This is a genomic window from Streptomyces sp. NBC_00647 (assembly GCF_045207245.1).
Taxonomy (GTDB): domain Bacteria; phylum Actinomycetota; class Actinomycetes; order Streptomycetales; family Streptomycetaceae; genus Streptomyces.
The window spans coordinates 429,956-450,619 of the sequence record NZ_CP109040.1; the positions used below are offsets into that span (position 1 = coordinate 429,956).

Annotated in this window: 19 protein-coding genes and 2 pseudogenes; 9 read left to right on the forward strand and 12 right to left on the reverse strand. The window is 70.5% G+C overall.

From position 1 onward, the window contains the following. Positions 1-659: 659 nt before the first annotated feature. From OG788_RS02060 to OG788_RS02070, 3 genes and pseudogenes are all read right to left on the reverse strand, one after another. On the reverse strand, positions 660-1,145 hold the full coding sequence (locus tag OG788_RS02060) for a hypothetical protein (protein WP_406376647.1): 486 nt from the start codon (positions 1,143-1,145) through the stop codon (positions 660-662). A gap of 6 nt (positions 1,146-1,151) precedes the next feature. After that, positions 1,152-1,937, reverse strand: a pseudogene (locus tag OG788_RS02065) (FAD-dependent monooxygenase); the annotation flags it as partial. After that, entirely contained in the window at positions 1,856-2,362 is a 507-nt protein-coding gene (locus OG788_RS02070) for an FAD-dependent monooxygenase (RefSeq protein ID WP_406368741.1), read from the reverse strand. The pseudogene OG788_RS02065 and the gene OG788_RS02070, both read right to left, overlap by 82 nt. Positions 2,363-3,922: 1,560 nt before the next feature. Here OG788_RS02070 and OG788_RS02075 point away from each other — a divergent pair. Next, complete coding sequence (locus OG788_RS02075; protein ID WP_406368743.1) at positions 3,923-4,429, forward strand: hypothetical protein; 507 nt, start codon at positions 3,923-3,925, stop codon at positions 4,427-4,429. Positions 4,430-4,793: 364 nt separating this feature from the next. On the opposite strand, the pseudogene OG788_RS02080 reads toward OG788_RS02075, so the two are convergent. Beyond that, positions 4,794-5,187: pseudogene (locus tag OG788_RS02080) on the reverse strand (LexA family protein); the annotation flags it as partial. Positions 5,188-5,439: 252 nt separating this feature from the next. Here OG788_RS02080 and OG788_RS02085 point away from each other — a divergent pair. Next, positions 5,440-5,772, forward strand: a complete 333-nt coding sequence (locus tag OG788_RS02085; protein WP_406368745.1) for a hypothetical protein — start codon at positions 5,440-5,442, stop codon at positions 5,770-5,772. Positions 5,773-5,809: 37 nt separating this feature from the next. Next, positions 5,810-6,796: a phosphotransferase family protein gene (locus OG788_RS02090; protein ID WP_406368746.1), complete on the forward strand. Its 987-nt coding sequence runs from the start codon at positions 5,810-5,812 to the stop codon at positions 6,794-6,796. 3 nt (positions 6,797-6,799) lie between these two features. On the opposite strand, the gene OG788_RS02095 is transcribed toward OG788_RS02090, so the two are convergent. Genes OG788_RS02095 through OG788_RS02115 form a run of 5 tightly spaced genes read right to left on the reverse strand, consistent with a single transcriptional unit; the run spans position 6,800 to position 13,581 of the window. Continuing rightward, complete coding sequence (locus OG788_RS02095) at positions 6,800-8,851, reverse strand: methyltransferase domain-containing protein (RefSeq protein WP_406368748.1); 2,052 nt, start codon at positions 8,849-8,851, stop codon at positions 6,800-6,802. Next, positions 8,848-9,987, reverse strand: a complete 1,140-nt coding sequence (locus tag OG788_RS02100; protein ID WP_406368750.1) for a glycine amidinotransferase — start codon at positions 9,985-9,987, stop codon at positions 8,848-8,850. Before OG788_RS02100 ends, OG788_RS02095 begins: the two co-directional genes overlap by 4 nt. 19 nt (positions 9,988-10,006) lie before the next feature. Beyond that, a complete protein-coding gene (locus OG788_RS02105; protein WP_406368752.1) occupies positions 10,007-10,975 on the reverse strand; it encodes an aspartyl/asparaginyl beta-hydroxylase domain-containing protein in 969 nt (322 codons plus the stop codon). Further along, positions 10,972-12,357 (reverse strand): hypothetical protein, encoded by a 1,386-nt coding sequence (locus OG788_RS02110; RefSeq protein ID WP_406368753.1) that lies wholly within the window; start codon positions 12,355-12,357, stop codon positions 10,972-10,974. The genes OG788_RS02105 and OG788_RS02110 overlap by 4 nt, the downstream gene beginning before the upstream one ends. 42 nt (positions 12,358-12,399) lie before the next feature. After that, positions 12,400-13,581, reverse strand: coding sequence for a cytochrome P450 (locus tag OG788_RS02115; protein WP_406368755.1), 1,182 nt, complete (start codon positions 13,579-13,581; stop codon positions 12,400-12,402). 278 nt (positions 13,582-13,859) lie between these two features. On the opposite strand from OG788_RS02115, the gene OG788_RS02120 reads away from it, so the two are divergent. Then, positions 13,860-15,167, forward strand: a complete 1,308-nt coding sequence (locus OG788_RS02120; protein WP_406368757.1) for an XRE family transcriptional regulator — start codon at positions 13,860-13,862, stop codon at positions 15,165-15,167. Positions 15,168-15,551: 384 nt separating this feature from the next. On the opposite strand, the gene OG788_RS02125 is transcribed toward OG788_RS02120, so the two are convergent. Beyond that, entirely contained in the window at positions 15,552-15,764 is a 213-nt protein-coding gene (locus OG788_RS02125; protein ID WP_406368758.1) for a hypothetical protein, read from the reverse strand. Between OG788_RS02125 and OG788_RS02130 the strand changes: the two genes are divergently transcribed. The 3 genes from OG788_RS02130 to tnpA all read left to right on the forward strand — a co-directional run bounded on the left by OG788_RS02130 (position 15,751) and on the right by tnpA (position 18,211). Further along, positions 15,751-16,512, forward strand: a complete 762-nt coding sequence (locus tag OG788_RS02130) for a hypothetical protein (RefSeq protein WP_406368760.1) — start codon at positions 15,751-15,753, stop codon at positions 16,510-16,512. The two genes, OG788_RS02125 and OG788_RS02130, sit on opposite strands and share 14 nt — an antisense overlap. Positions 16,513-16,745: 233 nt before the next feature. After that, positions 16,746-17,762, forward strand: coding sequence for a DNA-directed RNA polymerase subunit alpha (locus OG788_RS02135; RefSeq protein WP_406368762.1), 1,017 nt, complete (start codon positions 16,746-16,748; stop codon positions 17,760-17,762). A gap of 50 nt (positions 17,763-17,812) precedes the next feature. Further along, positions 17,813-18,211: an IS200/IS605 family transposase gene (tnpA, locus tag OG788_RS02140; protein WP_406368763.1), complete on the forward strand. Its 399-nt coding sequence runs from the start codon at positions 17,813-17,815 to the stop codon at positions 18,209-18,211. Here tnpA and OG788_RS02145 read toward each other — a convergent pair. Both OG788_RS02145 and OG788_RS02150 read right to left on the reverse strand, forming a co-directional pair. Then, on the reverse strand, positions 18,198-18,701 hold the full coding sequence (locus tag OG788_RS02145; RefSeq protein WP_406368765.1) for a hypothetical protein: 504 nt from the start codon (positions 18,699-18,701) through the stop codon (positions 18,198-18,200). The genes tnpA and OG788_RS02145 overlap by 14 nt on opposite strands. 48 nt (positions 18,702-18,749) lie before the next feature. After that, positions 18,750-18,935, reverse strand: a complete 186-nt coding sequence (locus OG788_RS02150) for a hypothetical protein (protein ID WP_406368767.1) — start codon at positions 18,933-18,935, stop codon at positions 18,750-18,752. 213 nt (positions 18,936-19,148) lie between these two features. On the opposite strand from OG788_RS02150, the gene OG788_RS02155 reads away from it, so the two are divergent. After that, entirely contained in the window at positions 19,149-19,685 is a 537-nt protein-coding gene (locus OG788_RS02155) for a YcxB family protein (RefSeq protein WP_406368769.1), read from the forward strand. 127 nt (positions 19,686-19,812) lie between these two features. Then, the gene (locus tag OG788_RS02160) at positions 19,813-20,328 is read left to right on the forward strand and encodes a hypothetical protein (RefSeq protein ID WP_406368771.1); all 516 of its coding nucleotides are present in this window, start codon (positions 19,813-19,815) and stop codon (positions 20,326-20,328) included. Positions 20,329-20,664 lie beyond the last annotated feature (336 nt).

Sequence of the window (20,664 nt, forward strand, 5' to 3'; positions counted from 1 at the left end):
CCGCCCCGGCTCCACGACCACCCTCAGCGCCGCGCCCGAACCGGCTCCACGACCGCCCTCAGCGCCGCGCCCGCACCGGTTCCGCCCCTCCGCAGCCCGGGCCACGCAGCCGCCCGGCCGGACCCCGCCCGGGACCGGCCACCCGATGACCGAGACGGACCGCCCCGAGACGGTGAGCCACGCCCCGGACCCGGCGGCCGAGCCGCCCGAGGAACTCACCACAGCGACCCGCGAACACACATCCGCGGATCACCCGCCACACCCCGCCACCGGCGCCACCCACACCCGCACCCCCAGCCCAGGCCCCACCCCACGCCCCTGCCCCGGCCCCTGCCCCGGCCCCTGGCCCGGCCCTGGCCCGGCCCTGGCCCATGCTCCGGCTCCGGCTCCACTCCGGCTCCAGCTCCGGCTCCGGCTCCGGCTCCGGCTCCGGCTCCAGCTCCAGCTCCAGCCCATGCTCCAGCCCATGCTCCGGCCCCGGCGGGCTCCGGCGGGCTCCGGCGGGCACCCTCAGCGCCGCGTCCCGCTGCCCGCCACCCGCCGCGACCCGGCCGGCACCCCCGCAGACCGCACCCCCGCAGACGGCACCCCCTCAGACGGCACCCCCTCAGACGGCGGCCCCGCCGGTCCGCCACACACACCGGGACCCAGCATCGCCCTCAGCGCCACATCCAGCCCCCTCCCCCGTCCGCCGCCCACGCGATGTAACCGTCCGGCCGCACCAGCAACGCCTCACAGTCCACACCCGGAATCGACGCCACCCGCACCACCCGCACCACCCGCGACCACCCACGCACCTGGTCCACGAAACAACCCCCCGACTCCCCGGCCAGCAACAACACCGGCCCCGCCCCACCCCGCAGCACACCGACCACATCCGTCACCCCGCGCCCGGCCCGCAACACCACATTGCGCAGAAACCTTCCCTCACACCCCGACACAGACCCCTCCGCCACCGGCAGCACCGTGTCCTGCGCACTGACCATCTGCCCCAGACCCCCCGCCCCGCCCTCACGCATCAACGACCCGAACAGATCACGCAACGGATCCAGCTCCGCCCCCGGCCGCATCAACGCCAACTGCGCCCGCGTGCTCTCCACCACCCGCAACGCCGCCGCCCTGCGCTCCACGTCATACGAATCCAACAACTCCTCCCCCGCCACCCCCCGCACACACAACGCCAACTTCCACCCCAGATTCACCGCATCCAAAAGCCCCGTACTCAACCCCTGCCCCCCCACCGGGAAATGCACATGCGCCGCATCCCCCGCCAACAACACCCGCCCCCGCCGAAACGACCCCGCCACCCGCGAAAAATCACTGAACCGCGACAACCACCGCCCCTCCCCCAACACCACATCCCGCCCCACAATCCACGACACCTCCCCCCGCAACTCCCCCAACGACACCGGCCGCCCCCGCACCCCCTCCACCTCACCACCCCCACAATTCAACGTCCGCACATGCACCCCCCCATCCCCCGCCTCCTTCACCACCACCCACCCCCGCCGCGTCCGATGCCACCCCGCCACCAACTCCCCCACCCGAGAAGGCCGCACCCACCCCATCAACGCCCGCGCCGACGCCGGCCACGACCGACACCCGAACCCCGCCAACTCCCGCACCACACCCCGCGCACCATCCGCCCCCACCACAAACCCCGCCCGCCAACTCACCACCCCCCACGGCCCACGCCCCACCACCCGCACACAATCCCCCTCCACCTCCAACCCCTCCACCACCACCCCCCGCACCACCCGCACACCAGCCAACCGCGCCCGCCGCTCAAACCCCACCTCCAACTCCGCCTGCACACACCGCACCACCGGCACCGGCTCCCCCACCGGAGCCGAAATCACCAACCCCCCAACCCCCCAAAATGAAACACCGACGACACACCCACCCCCGACACCCCACCCACAAGGGCCCCACCCCACCCCGCCGACACACCGGCCGCAGACACCCCCGCCACCGGTGCCCCCCACTCCACCGGCACCACATCACCCCCATAACCACGCCGCACCAGACACTGCACCGACCGCGCATGCAACACCGTCGCCTTCGGCCGCACCTCCACCGACTCCCGCACCTCCACCACCAACACCCGAACCCCCGCCCCCGCCAACTCCGCCGCCAGACACAACCCCACCGGCCCCCCACCCACCACCAACACATCCACATGCACCCGACCCACCACACCAACCCCCAACCCCAACACCCCGACACCGACACCGACACCCGGCACCCGACAGCCAGCAGCACCCAGCCACCAGCACCCGGCCACCAGCCACCAGCCACCAGCAACCGACAGCCACCAGCACCCGGCACAGCACCAGCCACCGCAGCAACCAACCACCGGCACCCGGCACCCGGTACCCGGCGGCAGCCGTCACCGCACCGAAGCTCACCGCACCCAGCCCTAAACAAAACCGGGTGGACGGTTCTTTATAAACCCGGCCCCCACCCCACCACAACAACCCGCACACACCAACACCCCACAAAAGACCAACCACCCAACCCCACCCACACCACCCAACACACCACCCCCACACCACCAACAGCCAAGACCGAGTCGGAGGTCTACGCCACAAGGCGCAGGGCGCCACGCGGCCAACACCCCGCCGGGAGGCCCCGGTCGCGATGTCCGCGCCGTCCAAGCCCGTGAGAGCAAGGAAGGCGGACGCACCCAACGCCAGGCTCGGCGTTCCACCACGACGGCAACCAGCGGCAACGAGTGAAGACGGACCGGCCCCGCCGAACGGCGCGGAGTCCGCCACCCCCTCCCGCCCTCCCTCCTGTCGGGCGCCTCCGCATTGAACTCCCCGAACGGAGCGCCCTTCTGGAACAGCAGGGTGACTAGGTCATACCGGAGCGCGGACGGCGGAGGGCCGAACCGGGAGAACGGCGAGACAGCGGTACTGGGGTGCGCAACCGTTGCACGCCTCCGGCCGATGGTGGCGCGTCGGGCCTCGTCGTCGGGCCCGCCGCGCAGGCTCGGCACGATCCGCGACCGGCGCGACGGACTCCATACGGGACACAGGGTCCCTACGCCGACCCGTTCCCAGGCCTTGTGCACCGCCTGGAGTTCCCCGCCGCGGCCGTAGCGTGCGCGGGACCCACATCGTCAGTTCAGCGAAGCCGGAGAAGAGGGCCTGCTCCGCAAGTTCACCGCCCGTCAGGGCGCAAAGTGCCCCAGCGAATGGTCCACTGCATCTCCCATCCAGGAGAGCGACATCCGGGCCCTGGCCTCCATGAGAGCCGAAGACTGCAGGCTCGCCCGCTCCGGGTCGCCCTGCAGTGGCCGGCTCCGAGTGCGGACGACCCGGGGATCTCGGACCTAGTTGCGGTTACCGGCGGGCAGACGACGTAGAGACTGTGGCGCGACCGCAGGGGTGGTGTGATCAGATACGAGTAATCTTCAGATCCCCACACGATCGAGTGAAGCGTCTGCCGCGCCTGCCGCTGTCCGGCGAACACCTTCCCGAGGCCAGCCAGATCCTGCGGGCAGCTGAGCGGGGTCCAGAAGGTGCTCTGCCGCGTGGCCGACCGTCGGACGGAGAACCCGTGTCATCTACCGAGGAAGGGCCAGCGGGCGGGGATGCGCTGGCCATGCCATCGGCGCCGTCCTCGCGACCGGCTCCGCCCCCGTGTGGCCAGCCGCCGGTAGATCTCAATTGCCTGGTCGGCGGTGGCGATGCCCTCTTGCCGCAGATCAGAGCGACCCACCTGAGCAGGCCCGCCGCTACACCGCCCTCGCAGAGCACCAACGATCGACGAAGCCATCTCACTCCGGCGACGCCTCGCAGCAACCACCCCGGACGCCTTCCTCCCCGGCCTCGCACAATCGCTCAGCGCGGCAGCGTGGCTACGGACCAGAGAGCACCATGACCTGGACAGGGCCCTGGAAGAGGCCGGAGAGGCAGTGGAGATCCTCCGCCGGTTCACTGCGCAACTGCCTGCAGTGTTCTCCAGCGACCTGCACCGGGCACTGGCAGTTCAAGCAGACGCCCTCGACAGGCTCGGACGCTCCGAAGAAGCCGACCAGATCCGCCGCCCTCTGGCGTCAAAGCCCGCCGGGGAAGCAACGGATGTCCAGATCCGGACAGGGCTCGGAGACGCGGAGGACCTGCAATCGCTGCTGCAACAGCTGCAGGAAGAGCCTGCCTTCCGCGGACGAGCCCGGCTCGTGACACAACCTGCGCCGACAGGTCTGACGGAGGCGGGCAGTCTGGCGGCACTGCAGGTCGCAGCGCTGGACAGCAGAGGGCTGACTTCCCTGGCTAGGACTTTGGCAGCGTGGCTGGTCAGGCGACGGGCGCGGACCGCCGTTGAGATCACCACATCGGACGGGCGGCGGGTCACCGTGAGCGCGGAACGGCCGGAGGAGGCACGGGCCGCGCTGGAGTCCTTGCTCGGCCAGGAAGGGTAGCCATCCCTGGCACTTTCGGCACGAGCTTGTGCGAGCGGCCGAGAGGGCGACCGTGGCGCCCAGCCGCTGTCCGGTGGCTGGGACGTCGTTCAGCGGCCTCTCGATATTGGCCACTTGGCCCCGGCAGGTTGCAGATCACCGGGTGATGTTCCAAAGCGGCCTCACCGCCACCCAAGCCACTTCTGCAGAGGCGGCACATCGGGCCTCAACCCTGCCGATGCCTGCAACGTCGCACCCGGGGCAGCAACCTCATCTCCTCGACGTTCCCTCCGCCGCGATCGACCGACCTGCTGCAGCGTTCTACCAGGAGTGTTTGCACGACTCCCGCTGCCGATTTAGCAACACGCTGGCAGTTGACACAGAACTGCCGGGGCAGGGAGTAGACGTCCTCGAACATCTCCTCGGCGAGCAGGGGTGCGCCGGCCGCGATCTTTCCGACCAGCGGCACCTCGACCGGCTCCGTGCTCCGGGCGCCGAGCTCGGGGGCCCAGGAGGGCCGCACTCGGTAGGCGCGGGGACGGTGTGGGTCGCGGAAGAGGACTCCCTTGTGTTCGAGTGCTCCCAGTTGATGGGCGACCGAGGAGGTGGTGGAGAGGTTCACGGCCTGGCCGATTTCCCGCATGGAGGGCGGGTAGCCCTGCCGGGTGACCGACTCGCTGATGTAGCGGACGATGGCCGCCTGGCGGGATGTCAGCTCGCCTTCGACGGTTTCGTATGCCTGGGGGGCGGCCCGTGCGTCCTGGCGTGCTGTTCTCCATCCCCGGCGCCTCCGTGCAAGATCCTCGCGGAACGTGACCTTAACCCGCCATCTGGCGCATATGGAACGCCCGGTGTGGAAGTCGCGTCGTGGCCGCGCGGAACAAGCGCCTTGCCAACGGGTACCGGGCGTCCCCGCGAGTCCGGCCCGTGGGCCAGTCCGCTGCCCCGCCACTACCGAACTTCTCAACTTGTTGACAAGTTAGCGGCACGGTCGTAACTTCTCAACAAATTAGGAAGTTAAAGGAGTGGGTGTGCTTCAGATCCAGTTGGGCCCGGAGCGGCCCGCAGAGCCGGGCGACAGCCTCGGCCGGTCCGCGATCGGGTGGCGCCCGGGGATGACGGAGGACGAGGCGTGGGTGGCGGGCCGTGGCATCTGGAAGTTCAACGCGGACCGGGCTCTGGCCCAGGACGAGGTGCAGATCGTCAACACCGAGGGCATGGTGCTCGCCGTTGCCGCGATCACGGGTATCAGCAAGCACCAGGGCCGGTACGCCCTTGAGGGCGAACTCCTGCACGGGGACGCGCGGGTCGGGAAGCCGACCACTACGCCCCACCGCTCCCGTAACTCCGTCGCCTACTTCTGAACCGTCAACTGCCTCTCCTCGGGCCTGAAGGAGCCTTATGGATTTCCGATCCATCCCCCGCGACCCGCACGCGTTCCAGCAGCCCGTCACCGCCGAGGACATCCAGAGGATCGGCCGGCGCGCCTTCGGGAGCACCGCACGCGTCACGTCCGCCGTGGAGCTTGGCGGCGGCATGTACAACACCACCTACCGGATCACTCTGGGCGGCGAGACCGAGCCGGTGATCCTTCGGGTCGCGCCTTCTCCTGAGCGTCAGTTCGCGTCCGAGCACGAGTTGATGCGCAACGAGTACGCCTCCGTGCCCTACCTCGCCACTGTCGGGGACCTGATGCCCCGCGTCCTGTTCGCCGACTGGTCGCAGGAGATCGCCGGCCGGGACTGGATGGTGCAGAGCCACCTGAACGGCGTGCCCGCGCCCGACCGTCTCGGCGCATACTCCAGGGACCTGTGGCCGGGATTCTTCGCCCAGCTCGGGGAGATCGCGGCACGGGTTCACGCTGTCCGCGGCCCGCACTTCGGACCCGTCGCGGGCCCCGGACACCCCACCTGGGGTGCCGCGGTCGTCGCCTCCCTCACCGCCATCGCCGACGACGTCAGCCGCCTTGGCCTGGATGCTGCGGACCTGCGCAAGGTCGCGGACATCGCCGGCGACCACCGGGAGGCTCTGAATGAGATCACCGAGCCGTGCCTGCTCACCGGTGACTTGTGGACCGTCAATACGATGCTCGATCCGCACTCCCCCGAGCCGGTGATCACCGGCGTCCTCGACCTGGACCGCACGCTCTTCGGCGATCCGGACGCCGACTGGACCATCCGTATGGCCACCGCCAAGGAGGACGAACGCACCGCGTTCTGGGACACCTACGGGCCCCGCCACCTCTCCCCCGCCGCCACCTGGCGCGGACTGGTCTACGAGGCCCGTCACGTGGGTGCCATCCGCTTGGAGCGTCACCGCCTGCACAACACCGACGGCGTGCGCGACACCTACCAGTTGGTCGCTGCCGTCCTCGCACAGCTGACCTGAGCTTCAACCGGCAACAATCTGGCGCCGGTCGGCTGTGACGGCGATCCGGCGCAGCAGGTTCGCGGTGGGCAGTCTGCGTCGGGCCTCGCCCTGCAGCCCGGCCAGCGCGGTTCCTCTCTCGCTGGGAACGGCGAGGGCCTGGCGGTAGATCTCCTGGTAGGCGGTATCCCAGGTGGGATCGTCGGCCGTGTGGATGTCGGTGAAGCCCGCCGTGCGCAGCACGCGGTGCCAGTCGGTGTGACGGTGGCGTGCTGGGAGGCGCTCGTCGCCGGGGATCCGTGGCTGCCAGCCGGTGAGGACCAGGCGGCCGCCGGGCTTGAGGATCCGCAACGCCTCCCCGGCTGCTGTCGTGCGGTCGGGAACGTACTGCAGGGCGTCGAGCGACAGGGCCCGGTCGACGCTCTGGTCGGGCAGGGGCAGGCTCGCGAGGTCGGCGACGCTGAAGGCCGCTGAGACGGGCAGCTGCGCGGCACGGTTTCGGGCCGCTGTGATAGCGACGGCGGAGAAGTCGATCCCGGTCAGGGCTGCCCGTGCCTGGCCGGCGAGCCACAGGCCGAGACCGCCGGGTCCGCACCCCAGATCGGCCAGGACCTGCCCTTGGTGCAGGGCGAGTTGCTCGCTGATGTGGTGGAGCAGGCCCGTACACAGGAAGGAGAACGGGCCGAGTCCCGGTGGCAGGTGGGGGTCGACGCGGTGTACGAGCTTGCTGAATGCGTTGTCGACTCCCTCACGTGCGAAGAGCCGGTCGAACTCCACGGCACTGGTGACCTGGTGACTGCGGGCATCGTGCGCGGGCCGGCCGGAGGAGCATGCCGCCCCTTCCTCGTCGACCGCGACGGTGATCCGCCTCAGCAGTTGCTCGGCTTGGTCGTCGACGGTGCGCGGGCGGTCGCCGGTGATGATGACGTGGCCCAGGCGGCCGCGGTTGGACGTGGCCGGCCCGACCCGGGCACCTACGGCCGCGCGGACGTGGACGGCGGGGACGGTCGGGCTCAGCTCGGGCAGGCCAGTGACGGAGATCAGCCGCCCGGGGCGGGGTGCTGTCAGGAACCGGACAGTCGCGTACCCGCGCGATGCGGGGATTTTGGTGACGGGTCGGCCGAGGGCGATGTCCCACAGGGTGTGCCAGGGGTCGATGCCGAGGGCGTGCTGGATGAGGATGCCGATGTGTCCGGCACCGAGGCGGGCGCCGATCTCCAGGACGCTGGGCCGGCCGCCGGGGCTGACGATGAGTTCGGTGTGGGTGGCGCCGTTGCGGACGCCGACGGCGGCGATGGCCCGGTCGGTCTGTTCGAGGACGGCGCGTTCGGCCGCTGGCGTCAGCCGGGCGGGCAGGCTGTGGCCCAGTTCCACGCGGTGCAGGCCGCTGGTCATGTGCTTGCGGGTGATGCACAGGTGGGTCGACTGACCGTTCTGGGTGATGGACTCGACGCTGAACTCGCGCCCTGGAATGTGGTCCTGGACCAGCACGCGTTCGTCGCGGGGCAGCCCGTACATCACTTGCGCCGACCGGGCGGAGCGCCAGGCCTGCTCCAGTTCTGCAGGATTCGTGACCACGGTGACGCCGGACGATCCGGCGCCGTCGGCCGGCTTGACCACGCAAGGGAGGACGACGTCCCCGGCCGCGAACCGGGCCTGCAGCTCGGCGTCGGTGGCAACGGTCATCGTCCGCGGGGTCGTGACGCGGGCGGCTTCGAACGCGGCCGCCATAGCGGCCTTGTTCCGGGCCGCGCTGGCCTGTTCGGGGTCGTTGCCCGGCAGGGCGAGGTCAGCGCAGGCGCGGGCGGCCAGATCAGTGAGGTACTCGTTGACGGTCAGAAGGGCCCGGGCGCCGATCCGGCGGCCGTAGCTGGTGATGTCGGCGCGGGCCCGCTCGGGCTGGGCGAAGTCGGTGACCAGCGAGCCCGCCAGCAACTGGCGCAGCTCGTCGGGGTAGGTGGCGAGCGTGGCCATGTCGGTGACGGCGTGCACGCGGTGACCGGCGGCGGCCGCGGCCCGGACCAGTGCCCAGGACTCGGGGCCGGCCGCCTCCAGCAGCAGCACCGGCACGCTCACCGGTAGTCCTCCGGCCCGCCCGTACGGCAGGTGTCGAGGGTGAAGCAGTGGAAGCCGCCGCCGAACAGGCGCCGGTGGCGGTGCTGGACCGGGATCACGGTGAACCCCTCGCTCTCCAGAGTCTTGATCAACCCGGAGCAGTCGGCGTTGACCAGCACGCGTTCCTCGTCCAACGAGAGGACGTTGATGTCGATGTAGGGGCTGGTGAGGAGGAGATCGGCGTCGTCGTAGGCGGGGAAGCTGCCGGGGTCCGGCTCGGGCGGGACGATGAACCGCCAGGTACGGAAGGCCTCCGGCAGGAAGTCGCGCAGGCCTGCGTGCCGGGCGAGGAACACGCCGGGCTTCAGAGCCAGGAGCATGGAGTCGATGTGGTTGTCGGCCATGCGCCACACACGGTGGATACGGAAACGTCCTGCGACCTGCTGCTCGAGCCAGTCCGCGCCGATGCGGTGGTTGTCCTGCGCGATGTTGACGATGAGGTCCTGGCCCAGGCGCAGGACCTGGGCGCCGTCGAGCATCATCTCGGTGCCGACGTCGTAGGGGCTGGGCTGCGGGTTGGTGACCGGCTCGGTCGGGCCGCCGAGGGTGGTGGCCGCGTCGCGGGCGTAGCTGAGGTCGAAGGAGGCGTCGGTGAGGGTGGGGCGAGGCATCGTCGACCAGCGGGCGCCGGCTTCGAAGTAGCGGCGGAAGACCGGTGCCAGCAGGCGGGTCTCTAGGTAGCGGCTGCGGATCGCGGGGGCCGTCTCGATGATCTCGTTGCCGACGATGAGGGTGTTGTCGCGGATGTTCAGGGCCGGGGTCGGGGCGGCCTGCCAGCCCAGCCCGGCGATCGCCGCGGCGTCTTTCGGGAGCGGCAGGGGCCGGTGCACGGTGATGCCGAGGGAGCCGATGAGGGTGGCGAGGTCCTCGACGTCCTCGTGCAGTTCCTCGGCGTAGCGCTGGCTGATCTTCCAGTGCTCTGCCTGTCCGGTGCCGCGGGCGGCCAGGCGAGGGTAGGCCCAGTCGGAGCGGTAGCCGCCGAGGGCTTCGTGGAAGAACAACTCGAAGGTCAAGTCGCGGTCGTGCCCGAGATAGTTCTCCGCGGACCCGACGATGATCTCGGTCAGCTGGGTGAAGTCGTCGTAGCTGTTCAGCATGGGGCGTCCTCGTTTCTCGTCAGGCGCTGGTGCGGTCAGTGGCCGCGGGGAGGGGGACGTGCTGGCTGGTGACGGCGCGTCCGGTGCGGGCGTGGACGGCGACGTGGTCGGGGCCGATGCGCAGGGTGCGTTGTTCGCTCCAGCCGGCGTAGCGGTACTCGCCGTCCGCGATGTGCGCGAGGGCGAAGGTGCGCTCGCCGGTCTGTAGGCAGAGCCGCTCGTCTCGCCGGGCGACGTGCACGGCCACGCCTGGTCCGGTCAGCGGGGTGTCGGTGGCGAAGTCCGTGAACCCGGACGGCAGGGTCACGGTGGCAGGCAGGTGGCCGGCACGTTCCGGGGTGGGCTGCCGGTTGTAGAGCACGTCGGCGGAGGCGAGGGCGTCCTGCCACGGTGTGGGGAAGAGGGCGGCGAGCTCGCGGGTGAGGAGCGCGTCGATGACCGCGTGGACCCGACGGGCGGGACCGGTGTTGCGGACCTGGTGCTTGCGGGAGAAGTTGCCGTACCAGAATTCGCCCGGCTGCCAGCAGTGTTGAGTGCCGTCGAGGATGAGGACGGCGTCGGGGTGGGTGAGGATCGGGATGTGCAGGCGCACCATGCCGCGTTCCAGCGCGTACTTGGGGTCGCAGTGAGGCTGGGATGCGGCGCCCGGACCGAGGGCGAGGAGCCGGACGGCGTTGAGCGGGGCCGGGATCTGGTCGAGGACGGTCTGCAGGTAGGGCATCTGGTGCAGCCACCGGGTGGGCGTGTAGTCGTCGCGGCCGGGGCCGCCGGGGTCGGTGCGTTCCGGGTCTCCGCCGGGGCTGTGCAGCGGCAGGACGCGCCAGTCGGTCGGGGTGTCCGGGCCGATGTGCCCGGCGGTGTGGTGGGTGCGCTGGCGCTTCCACTGGTGGCCGGTGACCGCGGCGAGTTCATGGGCGAGGCGGACGGCGTCGAATGTCTGGGTGAGGCGGGCCGCGGACGCGGGCGATGCGGCGGGTGTGCCGGTCATACGAGGGTGCCTTCCGGAAGGTCCGCCGCGCGGCGGGTGGTGGCGAAGCGGGTGTCCAGGGCGTTCATGATCGCGGCGTAGCCGTCGTCACCGGCGTGGACGGTAGAGAAGGTGAACTGGGCGCCCCGGCCCTCGGGCTGGTCGGCGATGGGCATCGAGACGATCACGCCGGTGCGCGTGGCAGGGCTGTAGCCGAGGCCGAGCTCGGTCAGCGCTTGGTGGAAGGTGGCGCCGTCGGGGACCGTCCAGTGGGTGGGGACGTGGGCTTCAGTGACGGTGCGGGCAGGGTGTTCGTGCGCGTGGACGATGCGGTGGGCGAAGGCCTCGTAGATGTGCCACGAGCCGGTGATCTGGGCGTTGACCTCGGTGAACAGCACGCGTCCGCCGGGGCGCACGATCGCGTCGGTGCTGAGGCGGCCGCGGTATCCGATCGCCTGGTACGCGCTGGCGAGGCGGGCGGAGCCCTCCAGGAGCTGCTCGCGGACGGCCGGGGTGAGGTCGCGGAGCGGGACGCTCTCGTGGCTCAGGTGCCGGTCCGTGTAGCGCAGCTCGCCCGACTCGGTCGGGCGTACGGAGGTGTCGGTGACGTGCTGCTCGCAGTACACGGTGCGCGCGTCGGGGACGAACGCCTCGACGACGACGGGGAAGCGGCCTTCGGCGCTGGCCCACGACCAGCGTTCGTGCCAGTAGGCGGCGACGGACACCGGGATGTCGTTGGTGGGCAGGTGGCACCGGTGGCGGGCGCCTGCATGTCCGGTGGCCAGCGCTCGGTCGGTGACGAGAAGCTCGTTGCCGACGCCGGCACCGTTGTGGGCCTGCTTGACCACGACCGCCCCGGCGCTCTCCAGCAGCGACAGCGTGGAGGCGATAGCGTCGCCTGGGTCCCGAACAGTCGTGCCTGCCGCGACCGGCACACCGGCGGCGGCCGCGAGGATCCTGAACGTCGCCTTGCTGTTGACGAGTTCGCCGCCGCCCTGGGCGAGGAAGGCGGCGCCGGGAAGGCGCTCGGACAGGCCGAGCGCTGCGGCGAAGGAGGCGACGGAGGGGGAGGGCCACAGCGCCCACACCTCCTGGACCGTGCGGGTGCCGCCGTGCTCGTCGAGCACGGATCGGGCCTGGGTGAGGGTGCCGGGGTGGGTGAGGGCCTGCGGGTCCAGGAGGCGGCCCTCGAAGCGGCCGGGCGGCGGGACGACCAGGTGCAGCCGGTCCGGATCGGTGCCGGTCAGGCTCGTGACGTAGGTGAGGAAGGCGGGGTCCGGCGGCGCACTCAAGATGACGAGGTCGCCGTCGCGGGCGCCCCACAGGGCGCGCTGCGTCCATGCCCGCAGGTCGCGCCGATTGCGGATGGCCGGGTCGATGTGATTGGCGATGATGATCCTCAACGCAGACTCCTGGACGAGTAGTACGGCGCGGATGGGCAGGGGTCAGGGCTGGAGGGACAGGGGCAGGCTGGCGAAGGTGCGCATCGTGGCCGTGCGCCGGCGCCGCGCGGGCCCGGCCGGGCGCAGCCCGCGCCTCGTATCGAGCAGGGCCTCCACGAGCGCGGTCAGGATGCGCTGTGCCATGGCGGTGCCGAGGCAGGCGTGGGTGCCCCAGCCGTAGCCGACGTGCCGGTTGGGTGAGCGGTCCAGGACGAGTTCGTCGGGCGTAGTGAACGCGTCGGGGTCGCGGTTGGCGGCGGCGAACAGCACGGTCACCTTCGCGCCGCGGCGCACCGCGACGTCGCCGATCGTGACGTCGGCGGCCGCTAGGCGGGTGGTGCCCTGCACGGGCCCGTCGAAACGGACCAGTTCATCGACGGCGCGAGGTAGGAGCCCTGGCCGCTCACGCAGCACGGTGAGGACTTCGGGATGGCGGGCCAGGATGTCCAGCAGGTTCCCGATCGCCGCGGTCAGGGTGCTGTAGCCGCCCTGGAACATCACGCGGGCCGTGTGCACCGCGTAGGCGGCATGCTCGGGGCCGGCCTCCGTGGCGCGGGCGCGGACGTGCCCCAGCAGCCCGGTGGGTCGGCCGGTGGTGGTGAACCAGGACGCCACTATCTCGCTGAGCTGTTCACGGGCGCGGCGGCCGGGCTCGATCAGGTCGGGGTTCAGGCCACCGTCCATGCTCCGCATGATCGTGTCGGACACCTGAGCCCACTCGGCTACCGGCGGCGGCGTGACACCGAGCAGGTCGGCGATCGACGCCAGGGCAACAGGCTGCGCGAGGTCGCGCATCGCCTCCCATGACGACTCCGCGGTGAGGGCGACCAGGCGGAAGGCGGCGTGCTGACGGGTGCGTTCCTGGAGGGCCGGCAGGTCTTGCTGGTGCAGTGCGGTCATGAACAGGGAGCGCACCGGCGCCTGGTGCGGCGGGTCGAGGACCTGCACACTCAACGACGCCTCCGGGACGGCCGAGCCAAGCCGCCTCGGGTCCCGGGCGAACAGCGTGTGGTCGCGGAGCACGCGGACACAGTCGGCGTACCGGGTGATGAGCCAGCACTCCATCCCGTCGTGCCAGACCGCGGGGGCCTGCGCGCGCAGTTCGGCGAGCACCGGATACGGGTCGGCGAGTGTGGCATCGGCCAGCGGGTCGTAGCGCGCCGGACCGACAGGCAGCGTGTCCACGAGGTTCTCCTTCGGGTGGAGGGGGCGGGGACCGGTCCCGGCTGGCGAGGGGGGCGCCGCGGGCCGGGACCGGAGCGGTGGAAGACCGCAGCGCGGATCAGTGGTCGTACGTCATGACGAACCCCCTCCCATCTGGACGAAGTCGGGCCGCCGTGGAGGGCGACGAGACGAGAATGGGCTCAACTGTTCGATGACGTCGACCGGTTGGAGGGGGTCCCGGGGAGGTCCCGTTCCAGAAACGGTGACGGCCCGATTGCCCTCGGTGATTGGATGGAGCTGTGGAAGAGACCACCCCGCATCCGCTGGTCATGGCTCGCCTCGCTGCCGGGATGACGATGGACCAACTCGTGTCCGGGATTCGTGCCGCCGCCCGCCAGCGTGGTCTGCGCTCTGGAACCGACGAGGCACGGGTCCGCAAGTGGCAGCGGGGCGTCAGACCCAGCGAGGAATCCCAGATCTACATCGCCGAAGCGCTCGGCTGGCCTGCGGACATCGTCCGCGCCGGCGACTGGCCGAACTGGATTCCGCTCACCACCGACGGCTTGGTCTCCCTTGCCCCCGACAGCTCTGTGCCCGCCCTCAGAGAGGCCCTGCGAACAGCGATGGAACGCCGAACCTTCTTAACGATCCCCGGCGCCGCCCTGTCAGCACTGGCTGCGGACTGGGCACTTGGCCCCACCAGCGCACTCGCCCAGGCCCGCGACGGCAAACCCGTCGACGACGACTTCCTGACCCTGCTGGAGAACACCACCCAGCCCCTCGCCGGCCTCGCCACCGAGCAGCGCCAGCACACCGCGATACTCCTTGACGCCTACCTGGCCACCGTGACCGAACTGATCGAGCACGGCCGCTACTCCCCCGCCACCGGCAAGCGCCTGCACGCGCTGGCCGCCTCGCTCTCCCAAACCGTGGCCTGGCACCGCTTCGACCTGGGCCAGCACACACCCGCAAGCCAGTACTGGGTCGCCGGGCTTCACAACGCTCACGCCGCAGGCGACCACGACATGGGGGCCGGCCTCCTGGGCGATCTCGCTTACCAGGCCGCCTGGCGCCAGGACCACACCACCGCGGCCAGCATCCTCAACCACGCGCTGACCGGCGCGCAGAACCCGGCCGCCCGCTGCCTCCTCCAACTCCGCCTCGCCCGCACCCTCGCAGCACTGAACGAGCGCGACGCCGTACTGCGGGCTCTCGCAGCCGCCGAAAAACACCTCAGCGATGCCGGGACCGACCGTCCGGCCTGGTGCTCCTGGGTGTCCGAGGCCGACCTCGCCGTCGACTCCGGCCAGGCCCTCCTCGACCTCGGAGACATCGGCCGCGCCCACCAGCTCATCACCGAAGGCGAACAACTCCTGCCGGTCGCACGGGACAAGACACGGGGCGTGTTCCTCACCTACCAGGCCGCCAGCCACCTCGACCAGAAAGAACCCGAGCCCGCCGCGGCCGCCGCCACCCAGTCGCTGCTGCTGGCCCGCCGCATCGGAGCGCCGCGCTGCACCAGCCTCGTCGAAGCCCTACTCCCCCGGTTCCAGCCCTACGCCGGCGCCCAGGGTGTGCAGGAATTCCTCCACCTCGCGGCGGCATGACGACGCGCCTCGAAGCTGGCGGAGTGTCCTACTTGGGCCCGCAGATGGTAGGCGGCGCGCTGGACGAGGGCACTGCGTTTTGGGCGGCGTGTCCAACGGGGCTCGGTAGTCCTCATGACACAGGAGGGCCGGGCGGCGGCCCTCCCGGCGAACGCCTGATCCACCAGCAGTGCGCAGGTTCAGGGTTTCCAGGTGCGCAGTCCGCGGCGAGCGTCTCCGACAACGTCGGCGGCATACACCTGATGTCCCAAATCACCCTTGAACGCATCCAGGCTGGCTCACAGCGGCAGCTTCCTTCGCGGCTCCGGCCTGGACGACCCCCAGGGCCTTCCTCGGCGACAATGCTCTCACTGATCACCTACAAAGCCTGATGGCAGGAAGGTTTCAGGCAAGGTGGAGCTGGCCGAGCGGCCAGTCCTGGTCAGCCTGCGCCTCAAGAAGGGTAGCCATCTCCGCCGTCCTTGCGAAGACGGGGCACGCCCAGCCTTCCGGGACCGCCACGGGCGCGAGGTGCACCTCGGTGTCGTGCTTGTGCGCGGCGTCGAAGAGGGCCTGCAGCACCTGCAAGGCCGTCAGGTCGAGCGTGCCCAGACGCACAGGCCACTGCTGCTCGACGGCGCGGCCGGCGCTGGACCCGTCCGTCCTCGGCGTCACGCTGCGGGCGCTGCGCGACGAACTCACGGGGTACGGGCTGCACTGGACCGCCGGAGCCGTCGACGAACTGGCCGATCAGCTGCGGGCATACACCGAGCGCACCACACCCCACCGAAAGGGCCGGACCGCGGAGCTCCTCACCGAACTCGACGCCCGCCACCGCACCGGCCGGCACGGCGAGGGCGGACCCCGGCAGAGCCCGATGCGCCGGGCGCGGCTCCTCGCGCTGGGCCGCCGCGTCTCGGGCGACCGGACCTCCCAGACCGCCGAGGCATATCTCGCGCATGCCGCCACCAGCACCGCGCTGGTTCTGCGGCACCGTTGGGAGCTGCGGCACCGTTGGGAGCTGCCCGAACCCGCCGCCGACGTCCTCGGACCCGTCGGCGCCGAGCTGAAGTCCTGTCGGCTCGGCGGCCTCACCCTCGGCCGGCTCGCCGACTCCTTGCTCGTCACCGAGGAGCCGTCCGCACCCCGGGGCACACCGTGCTGCTCCGCGGGTCACGTCGCATCGCCGCCGGCTGCACGCCACTCGGCACCACGTGGACCCAGCTGCCCGAACCGCTGTTGGTGCACGCCTTCGACGCGTGTGCCCGGGCCCTGCGCGAACTCTCGCCGCGGCAGGTCGGGGCACGCATCGCCGCCGACGACGGGTGCACGCCACCCCTGCCACCTCACCCGCCCAACGCCATAATCACGACCCGGCCAGGGCCGCGCATGCCTGCCTGGCCGTCCTGCGCGCCCGCGACCTGGACGCGGGGTGAAGAAGCGCGGGGGCGGGCGAAGGGGGAGGCCCGAAGCCTCCTCACTGGGTTGGGGAGTCGGGCGGTTCGGGCGCTGCGGAGACCGTATCGCCCGTAGCGCACGTACCCTTCGTGATGTCCACGGCGTCACCTAGCGGCGCCAAACCACTGGAGGCAACACCACGTGCTGATCGCTCAGCGTCCCTCGTTGACCGAAGAGGTCGTCGACGAGTTCCGCTCCCGGTTCGTGATCGAGCCGCTGGAGCCGGGATTCGGCTACACCCTCGGCAACTCCCTGCGCCGAACCCTCCTGTCGTCGATCCCGGGTGCGGCGGTCACGTCCATCCGTATCGACGGCGTGCTGCACGAGTTCACCACCGTGCCGGGCGTCAAGGAGGACGTCACCGACCTGATCCTCAACATCAAGCAGCTGGTCGTCTCCTCCGAGCAGGACGAGCCGGTCGTGATGTACCTGCGCAAGCAGGGCCCGGGTCTGGTCACCGCCGCCGACATCGCGCCCCCGGCCGGTGTCGAGGTCCACAACCCCGACCTCGTCCTCGCCACGCTCAACGGCAAGGGCAAGCTGGAGATGGAGCTGACCGTCGAGCGTGGCCGCGGTTACGTCTCCGCCGTCCAGAACAAGCAGGTCGGTCAGGAGATCGGGCGCATCCCGGTCGACTCGATCTACTCGCCGGTGCTGAAGGTCACGTACAAGGTCGAGGCGACCCGTGTCGAGCAGCGCACCGACTTCGACAAGCTGATCGTCGACGTCGAGACCAAGCAGGCCATGCGCCCCCGTGACGCCATGGCGTCGGCCGGCAAGACCCTGGTCGAGCTGTTCGGTCTGGCCCGCGAGCTCAACATCGAAGCCGAGGGCATCGACATGGGCCCGTCCCCGGTGGACGCCGCCCTCGCCGCCGATCTGGTAATGCCGATCGAGGAGCTCGAGCTCACCGTCCGCTCGTACAACTGCCTCAAGCGTGAGGGCGTCCACTCCGTGGGTGAGCTCGTCGCCCGCTCCGAGGCCGACCTCCTGGACATCCGCAACTTCGGCGCGAAGTCCATCGACGAGGTCAAGGAAAAGCTCGCTGGCATGGGCCTGGGCCTCAGGGACAGCCCGCCCGGATTCAACCCGACCGCCGCCGCCCTCGGCGCGGACAACGACGCGGACGCGGGTTTCGTGGAGACCGAGCAATACTGAACGCTGCGCCGCGCCAGGCATAGCGACACTTCGCGTACCGGGGCAGTTCTATGTCACCACGCTGGGAGCCAAACCCCGATATCCGCAGGGGTCGTAGCGTCGTCTACACCCTCCACGCACACTTGGTCTTCACTCCCAAGTGCCGGCGCGGACCGTTCACCGACGAGATCCTTCGGCGCTGCGAAGAGGTCATGCGCTGCGTGTGCACCGGCGCGGAGCTGCGGGAGTTCAACGGCGAACGCGATCACGTCCACCTGCTCGTGCGCTACCCGCCCAAGGTCGCCATCTCCCGGCTCGTAGGCTCCCTCAAGGGTGTCTCCGCCCGGCGCCTGCGGCAGGAGTTCCCCGGCCACATCCGCAAGTACCTGCGGGGTGACCACTTCTGGTCGCCGTCCTACTTCGCCGCCTCGTGCGGGGGCGCCCCTCTCGCCGTCATCAAGGAGTGGTAACGCGCGAGATCCTCGACCAGGGCCGCGGGATGCAGTTCGGCGCGGCTGCTGCCCAGGAGGTGCTGCACACGCGGGTCTGTGGCAGGGGCCCAGACAGGTAATCGACCAGATGCGTCCGCACCGGAAGGGGGCACTCGCCGGCATCGTGACCGGCTGCGCACACTGCGGCAGCTGGGGCATCACCACCCGCCTGTGCCACGGCTGCGCCGGCTGGCACCGCCGGGGGAATCACCCGCGGGATCGGTGCGTGCGCTGCGCACGCGATGGCCTTCCCCTGCATGCGAAGAAGGGCCTGTGCCGGGGGTGCCTGGCGTTCGTGCAGGCCCTGCGGCTGCAGCCCGCCGCAGGGTTTACGCAGCTCACCTTTACCGGAGGGCTCGCCCACCGCCTTTTCCACCAGCTGGGCGCGGGGCATGGCATACCAGCGGGGCTCGCTGCCGTGGGCGTCGTCGATGTCCCAGACCGGGAGGATGCCGGGGGTGCCGTTCATCCGGTGCATGTAGAGCGCTTCCTGGTGGAAGCGCCGGCGCCGTGCCCCCTAGACGTTGGACGGGAGGTGCTTGACGATGCCGGCACGACCGCTGCTCACCTCGGTCGCCTTGCGCACGAAGGACTTCGGGCCCAGAACAAGGGCTCCGTCGTCCCGGCACCGCGGGAGACTGTAGTCGTGGGGTTCCGGGCGCTGTTGGCGGCGCGGGCGAGACTGCGGTGCTCTTCCTGACATGACGGAAACGCTAGAGCGCACCCGCTTCACGCGAAGGTGAAAGGCCGCCCGGATTCGATCTCCTCGACGTGTTCTGGCCTCGACCACCGCCGACCGTCACTGAGGAGAAGGATCCATGAGAGCGTTGCCCGCCGTCACCGGCGGATCTCCGGCCCAGATGATGCTGCACCTGGGAGAAGTCCTGCGCGCAGTAGCGACACTAGGATCCCGATCATGAGCAACGGGGGCGGGAGCTACGCGCAGCAGGACCTGGACGGTGACACGGGCGCGGAGTTCGCCTACCGGCTGACGGTCGAGGACTTCGAAGAGGCGATCAGTGCCCAAGCCTGGCGTTCACCGGGCAAGTTGATCTGCTCATGGCTGGCCTTGCTGGCCGGCTGGGCCGGCAGTGCCCTGTTTTTTGATCTTCGTGTTTACGGGTGGATCATCACGCTGGCAGCCGCTGTGGGCGTGATGTACCAGCGCCTGGTTGCAGAGCGGCGCGCCAAGGCACGCAAGGCAGCCGACGCAGCGGAGTTCCGCATGGTCGCGAACGATCACGGCGTGGTGATCAGCTCTGCCGAGCGAGGCTCCGCTGCAGCCGAGTGGACACACTTCCGCTCATACCTGGAGACACCACGGCTTTTCGTGCTGGTACGCGGAACGCGCTTGACCCCGACCTTGATTGTCTTCCCCAAGCGGGGGGCTCAGAGCGCTGAGGACCTGGAACGGCTCCGCTCGCTTCTGCACGGGAGGCTCAAGCGGGTCTAAGGCTCGGCCGAGACGTGATGATCACGTGGCCAGTTCCAAATCTCCGCCCGCTGGTAGCCTCTGCACGCGCTGACCAGCGCAGCCGTCCAGGAATCGAACCTGCGGCTCCGTTCTTCGAAAGAGTGACGTGATCAAGCGGGTGCACCTGACCGCCGGCGTGGTCTTGGCGGCAGTCATAGCGATGTCCGGATGCGGTGCCACGAAGCCGGGCAACGCCAAGTCCTCTCCACAGTCCGCGTCGACGGCAGCGGCGGGCGCCCCCGGCGCCGACTCAGGGTCGCCTACCGGTGAAGACGGCGACACCCAGCGTTCGCGGCCGACCGAGCGTTCCACCCCCACGCCGTCCCTCTCCGTCGCTGCCACCCGGCCCCTGAAGGACGGCACCGCCGTGCTCACACACTGCGCGGACGCCGACGACCCGTACACGACCGTCGTGGTCAGGAATCCTAACGAGCGCGAGGGCACCTTCGGCGTGAAGATCAACTACAAGGACACGCACGGCTTCACCATGAGCGAGACATACGAGCAGGTGCTGGTCGCCGCGAAGGGCAAAGCGAGAGTCCGGGCGGCCGTGGCCAGCGCGGGCCCCCTCGACGAGATCGAGCGCTGTGAGGTCAATCCCCGGGCCACCGCCGTACATTGACGGCCTCCGGTGCCCACCCCGTCCGAAAACGGCCTGGGCGCCGCGCGACGATCAGCCCCGCCTGCCTCTGCCCGGCAGGCTGCCGAGGAAATGCGCGCCAGCTCCCGGCTCGCCGCGGCCCGTGAGCGGGGCCAACGGCATGGCGCTGACGGTGTGATGCGCGGGACGGGCCGAGCTGGTGCATGCCGTGCCGGATGTGATCGACCCGAAGTTGGTGTTCGCCGCCAGCAGCCTCGTCGCGCGGCCGGTCCCGTGCAGGCGCCCGTCGAGGGCCCCATCGCCGCGCTGGGCCGCACTCTGGACCAGGCGTTGGAGGTGCGCTGCTGGAACGTTCCC

Coding starts and splice junctions, on each gene's coding strand:
- OG788_RS02090 (WP_406368746.1), top strand. CDS start 5,810: ATGGATTTCCGATCCATCCCCCGCGACCCGCACGCGTTCCAGCAGCCC.
- OG788_RS02100 (WP_406368750.1), bottom strand. CDS start 9,987: ATGCTGAACAGCTACGACGACTTCACCCAGCTGACCGAGATCATCGTC.
- OG788_RS02105 (WP_406368752.1), bottom strand. CDS start 10,975: ATGACCGGCACACCCGCCGCATCGCCCGCGTCCGCGGCCCGCCTCACC.
- tnpA (WP_406368763.1), top strand. CDS start 17,813: ATGTCACCACGCTGGGAGCCAAACCCCGATATCCGCAGGGGTCGTAGC.
- OG788_RS02145 (WP_406368765.1), bottom strand. CDS start 18,701: ATGAACGGCACCCCCGGCATCCTCCCGGTCTGGGACATCGACGACGCC.
- OG788_RS02150 (WP_406368767.1), bottom strand. CDS start 18,935: ATGTCAGGAAGAGCACCGCAGTCTCGCCCGCGCCGCCAACAGCGCCCG.
- OG788_RS02155 (WP_406368769.1), top strand. CDS start 19,149: ATGAGCAACGGGGGCGGGAGCTACGCGCAGCAGGACCTGGACGGTGAC.